This window comes from Nonomuraea rosea (genome assembly GCF_039539705.1).
Lineage (GTDB): Bacteria > Actinomycetota > Actinomycetes > Streptosporangiales > Streptosporangiaceae > Nonomuraea > Nonomuraea rosea.
This window is the reverse complement of the sequence record NZ_BAABDQ010000098.1, coordinates 1-6,182: the sequence shown is the minus strand read 5'-3', so window position 1 is coordinate 6,182 and position 6,182 is coordinate 1. Positions and strand designations below refer to the sequence as shown.

Here is a 6,182-nt window from a genome sequence, read left to right as displayed (position 1 = left end):
CCGGTGGCTGTGGCATCGATGATGCGATCGGTACGGAAGGTGCGCCAGTCCTGCCGTGTCAGGTCGTAGGCGAGGAGATACCAGCGGCGGCCGGTGTAGATGAGCCGGTAGGGGTCCACTCGGCGGGCGGACGTCGTTGCGGCCTGGTCGCGGTAGGTCAGCTGACTACGGGAATCGACAACGATCCGGTGGCGCGGCATGGTCTGTCAGAACTGAGCATTTCTGCGAACCACGTAGCGTCACGATAGTCACACAGGGCTACTTTGCCCCTGGTGACGGCGACCCGAGTGGGGGTCTCGACCAGCGCCACCGAGGGGCACGCCTTGCGGTCGGCGAGAAACACCGGGCCGGTCTTGCACCCGGCCAGCAGCCGGGCGGTGCCGCGCCCGCGTCACCAGCAAGGGCGGCGTCATCGAGCACGTGCACCGGTCTACCCCACCGCCCGCATCCTGTCCCGCCTGCTGGCCGGCCGCGCCGCCGGGCCGGTGTTCCTGGCCGACACGCCCGGACTGATGAGCGCCGAACCTGCGCCACACCGTCGCCGAGCCTCAAATTGATCAGCCACCGATCCGCTACGCATGCCGCAACTCCGCCGCGACCGCCCGTTCCCTCAACTGGGCCGCCTCCGCCCGAGCCGCCTCCAGCTCAGCCCGGACATCCGCCAGCCGCACCCGCTCCAGCCGCAGCTCAGCCAGCGCCCCGTCACGCTCCTTCACCGCCGCGTCGGCGCGTGACCTCTCCCGGGAGATCGCCTTGCGCTCACGGGCCACCGCCGCGGCTCCCTCCGCCTCGACCTCGGTCACCTTCCCCGCCAGCCGCTCCGACTCGGCCGCGGCCTGCGCCGCGTCCTTGAGCGCCACCGCCCGATCACGCTCCGCCTCGGACACCGCCCGCTCCGCCGCAACAGCCCGCGCCACGGCGCGCTCCCGTTCCTGCGCCGCCGCCTCCTCCCGGGCCTTCGCGCCGACCACGTCGCGTTCGGCCTGCTCACGCGCCCGCACGGCCGCCGCCGTCTCCTCCCGGGCCCGATCCCTTTCCTCCCGCGCCCGCTCAGCGTCCCCCTCAGCCTGTACGGCCTGCGCCCCCGCCTCGGCCGCGCGCCGGTCGGCCTGCTCGACCCGCTCGGCCAGCTCCTGAACGGCCTGATCCCTGGCCTGTTCCGTCAACTCGACCTGCCGGCCCGCCTCTTTGGCCCGCTTCTCGGCCTGGCTCGCGCGCCGCTGCGCCTCATCGGCCGTCTGCAGCGCCTGGCGTTCGGTGCTCGCGGCCTCGCGCAGGGCGGCGAGCGCCTGCTCCCTCGCCTGCTCGGCATCGCTCAGCGCGGTCTCCCGCTCGTTTTCGGCCTCTTCGAGCCGGTTCCGCATCTCGGTCGTCTGCCTGCGGGCGTGCTCCGCGGCCTCGCGCGCCAGCCGTACCTGCTCGAACGCCTGCTCCCGCTCAGTACGCGCGATCGCGACGCGCGTGTGCGCCTCAGCCTGCACCGCGCTCAGCTTCGCCTCGACCCCGGCCGGGCTCAGCTCATCGGCCAACGCCCTGGCCAGCGGTTCGATGGCCGCGGCAAGCCCGTTCTCCATCCGGTCGTAGAGCTGCTCGGCCCTGGCAAGCGCGCCCTCCAGCCCGGGTGTGGCCCGCCGCAACTCCCGCTCCCGCTTGGCCGCCGCCTGACAGTCCTTCTCCGGGCAGTACGCCTTGGGCCGCCCTCTCCCCCGCCGCTGCTCAATCGCCGCTCCACAGTGCTTACAAGGCGTCACCACGCTCGTCTCTTCAGCCACCCACACAGCCTACCATTTTCTATTTTCCAGAAATTCAAAATCAAAAAACAAGATCCGTTGCGTTACTGCAGAGCCTGAGTTACTTGCGAGAAGGCAGAATTCCCGCAAGTAACAGACGATGTGACTTCTCACCGTAGGTGGCTGTGACTCTGCATCTTTCTGGGACCAGCCACGTAAATTTCATGGGCGTTCGCCACACCCTTTCAGTGGTTTGGTCACCTGATTGCAGTACTCAGGACGGAACAAAACCGCTCATAGCGGTTGTTTCCTCTTCTGCTCGGGCCCGCCGGTCGATCGCGGCTCGGTAGTCGACCGCCCGCGACGGTGGCCATTTTCCCGATGGGTTCTGTGTTGTTTCCTATGAGTTCACTCATACGGTCCCCCGCTCACGCGGGATGTGGCCGACGAAGTCGGAGAATTTCCCGCCCGCTTGTGGACTGTGGGTCCTGCAAAGGTTGTGACGCATCAGCACTGCAAGCCTCGTGACCAATGACGGCCCACCAGCGGTTACGTCAGGTGGTTGCAGCGGTTGGTCAGTTCCATTGCAGTAGACCTGGTCATGAACAGGGCCTGGTCGCTGCCGCCTCACAGCATGATCGGGCTTGCGCACCAGGGACAGTTTCGTGCGCAGTCTCAGCGGGGCACCGCTATGATGTCTCCGTCCGACGTGCCGATCTGGTCACACATGCCTGGCGGCACAGCCCTGGCCGCGTACGGACGAGTCTGGAGGACTTCCTGTCCGTGTCCGGGCTGTCGATGCGTGAGCAGCAACTGCTGCGAGAGCGCTACCGCTGGGACGGCGACCAGGATTGACGCGGTTGACGACTGCTCGTAGGCTCGGCCGCTTCACGGTTCACGGGTGTTCGCCGTGCGGTTTGGGCCTCTGCCGTTCGGCGGCTCGCCTGGCGAGCACCTCCTCCAGTGGGACGCCGGGGATCTCCTCGCCGCGCTCGATTCTGCGTCGGAGGTCGTCGGTGGCGTCCCAGGCTCGTTGCCGGTCTGCGGGGTCTTTGCTGCTGACATAGGCGACGATCCACCATGTTTGTGTGAATTTCTCGACTTCGCGCCAGTCGCCTGCGGCTCGGGCTTTCTCGACGGCCACCGGCAGTCCTGCGTCGAACCCTTCCCGGTCGCGGGGATGGGACAGCGCCTGGCGGATCGCCGGCAGCGTCTTGTCCGGCTGTGGTTCCGGTGTGGTGCTCACTGCCGGCCTCTCCTCGCGTGTCGGTGCACGCGAGGCAGCCTAACGCCTGGTCAGGTGGTGCCCGAGGTCGCCGCCCCGGCCCGGTCGGCGCAGGACACGGTGGTGTCCGTGAAAGCGGTGGACGAGTTTGACGGGGTCCTGCGCGCCCGCCGTTCTGCGCGTTTCCCTGGTCAGAGCCCTACATTGCGCATGGCGTTATCCCGCCAGCGGTCAACGGCCCTGATGTACCGCAAAACCACGGGTGAGGCGGGGGCCCAGCGGCCGTGTTTGGCGATGACCGCGACCGGGACGCCGGCGGCGTAGGCGACGGTGGCGCCGCCGGCGCGCAGGCTGTGCGCGGTGACCATCTCCGCGGAGGGTACGTTCGCGCGGACGGCCAGGTCGCGGACGATGGTGTTGACGGCGTCGGCGCCGAGCGAGGGGCCGATGGCGCGGTGCCGGTTGATGCGCCGCAGCAGCCGCCCTGAGGTGTGTCCGGCCTGGTCGAGCACGTGCAGCCAGTCGCGCCAGGCGGCGACCGGGTCGGTCAGCGGATGGCTGCCGCGCGGGATGGCGATAGTCTCGCCGGCCGAATCCTTGTCGGTCTTGGAGGTGCGGATGGCGACCTCGAGGCCGTCGGCGACCTCACGTACGTCCTCCCTTGTGAGGGCGACGAGCTCGCTGCGGCGGCCCATCAGGGCCAGGCCGAGCACCAGCAGCAGCCGGTCGCGCCGCCCGATCGGCGTGTCCAGGTCGCAGGCGGACACCATGGCGCGCAGCGCGTCGATGGTGATGGGCGGGGCCTCGCGCTGGCCGCGGCCGCCGGCTTCGGCGCGATCGCGTTTGTAGGCGCGCAGCGCCAGGCGGGCGGATTCGGTTTCGGGCCGTCCGGTGTGGCCGGCCAGGCGGTGCATGGTGCGCACCGCGGCGATGGCCTGCTCGATGCTGGCCGGGGCCTGGCCGGCCTCGCACAGCAAAGAGGTGTATTCGGCCAGCGTGTGCGCGGTGGCCGGCAGCGCGATACGGCCATGGTCGGCGCACCAGCCGGTGAACAGCGCCCACTGCCGGGCATAGGCGCGCCGGGTGTTGGCCGGCACGCCGTCGGCGATCCGCTCCTGGGTGCGCGCGCTGAGCGCGTAGTCCGCGGCGGTATGCCCGCCATCGTTCCCGGTATTTTCTGGAAGCGCGTAAATCGGCGGCCGCTCCCCCGCCGCCGGTGCCGGCAGCGTCTCCCGCTCGTCGTGCACGCCCGTCTCCCGCCCGCTCCGCACTCCTCCGACGCCGGTCCGGCACTGTGATCCTGACCCGCGATAAGGAAGGTTATCACGGGTCAGATCGGTCGACATCAGCGTTTGCGAACGCACGAAACTAATGCGATCGAACGAGGCGAACGCTACTCTGCTACCTGTGACGAACGATCAGGAAACTGCGGCGGACGCATCGGGCGCAAGGGACGAAAAGGTCAATACTGAGATAATTGGGACGGCAGAGGAGCTGCGGTGCGCTGGCCCCGGCTGTGCCGAGGCCTTGCCAGGGCGCAGCAGCCGCGCCAAGTACTGCAGCGATGCCTGCCGGGCGGCCGCCTACCGGGCCCGCACCACGGCGCATGCCACCCCCATGGCCAACGCCCTGCTGCGCACCCAGGATCTCCTCACGCCGTTGCTGGCGGCCAGCGAACGATGGCAAACCGCTCAGCAGGCGCTGCAGACCCAGCTCGCCGAGCTGAACAGCGGCGCACTGGCCCAGGTGGAGGCCGCCGAACAGGCCGCCGAGGAGGCACGCGCCGCCGCCGCGGCGGCCGAGCAACGCGCCACGACCGCGACCAACACCGCCACCACGGGGATTGCTGCTGCCGAACAAGCTCGCGCCCAGGCCGAGGTCACCCGCGACCGCGCCGAGGAGCGCGAGCAGGACGCCTGGCGGCAGGTCGGCGAGCACCAGAACGCTCGCATCCAAGCCGAGCAACTCGCCACCGACGCCGCCACCCGGCAGCGACAAGCCGAGCAGGACCGAGACACTGCCCGCCGACGAACCACCGAGCTGACCGAACTGCACGCCACCGCGACCGATCGCATCGCCGAGCTGGAACAGCAGGCCGACGACCGGCAGCACGAACTCACCGGCCTCCGACGCCAACTGCAGGAACAGGAAGCCCGGACCCGGAAGGCCGAGCAGGAGCGCGACCAGGCCCGCGGCATCGCCGCGGCGCACGCCGAGGAGGCCGACCGGCTGCGCCAGGCGCTGGCCACCGAACAGCAGCGGCGCGAACGAGCCGTCACCGCGGCCGCCGTAGCCGAGCAGGCTCGCGAGGCCGCTGCCCAGGCCCGAGCCGCCGCCGTCGGTGAGGCAGATCGGCTGCGTGGCGAACTCGCCGACCTCGCCAGCACGCTGAAGAGCGCTCAGCGACAACGCGAGGAAGCCGTCACCGCCGCCGCAGTGGCGCAGGCATTGCTGACCAAGCAGGACAGCGCTGAACAGCCTGTCTCTCCTGGGTCAGCCGCCTCGTCCGGCCATTAGGCGCAGCCGCCAAAGGATGAACGGCAGCCGCGTGCGGCACGGTAGTCCGGTCACCTGGCCCGAGCTCTCAGCAGAACGGTTCGTGAGGGTTCGCCGTGGCGTAGTGACTCTTTGACCGGCGTCCAAGCGGTCGGGGGGCGCGCCCAGCTCGCTGGCAATGGACGCGAGGGAGAAGCCCGGCTTGCGGATTGCCACGAAATTGTCCTGGGGTTATGCCACATGGTGTCAGTGGGATTGCCACGAGATGTCAGCAAGATCTTTTGAGTCAGGCCGCTAGGAGGGGCGCTCGCGGCGCCTAGACTCCTATTTTCGCAGGTGAATGCCATGTTCGGGCGAAAGCGGCGCGACAGCTCTCCCTGTGTCGTCATTGCCTACCTCTAGGGCCTCTCGAGCAACGACTCGTAGTCCTGGGCGCTTCGACAAGCGATATTCCCCGGAGGGACGCTCTTCTCTACTGACGAAGGGTGGCATTTTTGCCATGCGCTGACAGGGCCGATCAGCCAGTTGACCTGCTGTTTTGCCACACAATGTCAGCAGGGAATGCCAGTGGATGCCAGTACGAACCCAGGGTTGGGTGAAACCTTCGAGCAATGATCGAAACCTGTGGATCTGACGGGAAGGGTGTACCTTCCCGAATCATCTGATCATGGTTTCGAGATAGGCCGACGCGCCAACGTCGGTCGGGAAGGCACACCCGTGCCGCTTACCGT

5 protein-coding genes are annotated in these 6,182 nt (G+C 68.7%); 1 reads left to right on the top strand and 4 read right to left on the bottom strand.

Going from position 1 to position 6,182, the window contains the following annotated elements:
* From ABEA43_RS67315 to ABEA43_RS67300, 4 genes are all read right to left on the bottom strand, one after another.
* Positions 1 to 200 (bottom strand): helix-turn-helix transcriptional regulator (locus ABEA43_RS67315; protein ID WP_425570776.1); only part of this gene is annotated, 200 nt, incomplete at its 3' end.
* 372 nt (positions 201 to 572) lie between these two features.
* Positions 573 to 1,754, bottom strand: a complete 1,182-nt coding sequence (locus ABEA43_RS67310; protein ID WP_345581328.1) for a coiled-coil domain-containing protein — start codon at positions 1,752 to 1,754, stop codon at positions 573 to 575.
* A gap of 871 nt (positions 1,755 to 2,625) precedes the next feature.
* Positions 2,626 to 2,976, bottom strand: a complete 351-nt coding sequence (locus ABEA43_RS67305) for a DUF6247 family protein (protein ID WP_345581325.1) — start codon at positions 2,974 to 2,976, stop codon at positions 2,626 to 2,628.
* Between the two features lie 170 nt (positions 2,977 to 3,146).
* Positions 3,147 to 4,202, bottom strand: coding sequence for a tyrosine-type recombinase/integrase (locus tag ABEA43_RS67300; RefSeq protein WP_345581322.1), 1,056 nt, complete (start codon positions 4,200 to 4,202; stop codon positions 3,147 to 3,149).
* 160 nt (positions 4,203 to 4,362) lie between these two features.
* Here ABEA43_RS67300 and ABEA43_RS67295 point away from each other — a divergent pair, with 160 nt between their 5' ends.
* Positions 4,363 to 5,472, top strand: coding sequence for a coiled-coil domain-containing protein (locus tag ABEA43_RS67295; RefSeq protein ID WP_345581319.1), 1,110 nt, complete (start codon positions 4,363 to 4,365; stop codon positions 5,470 to 5,472).
* The last annotated feature ends 710 nt before the right edge of the window (positions 5,473 to 6,182 follow it).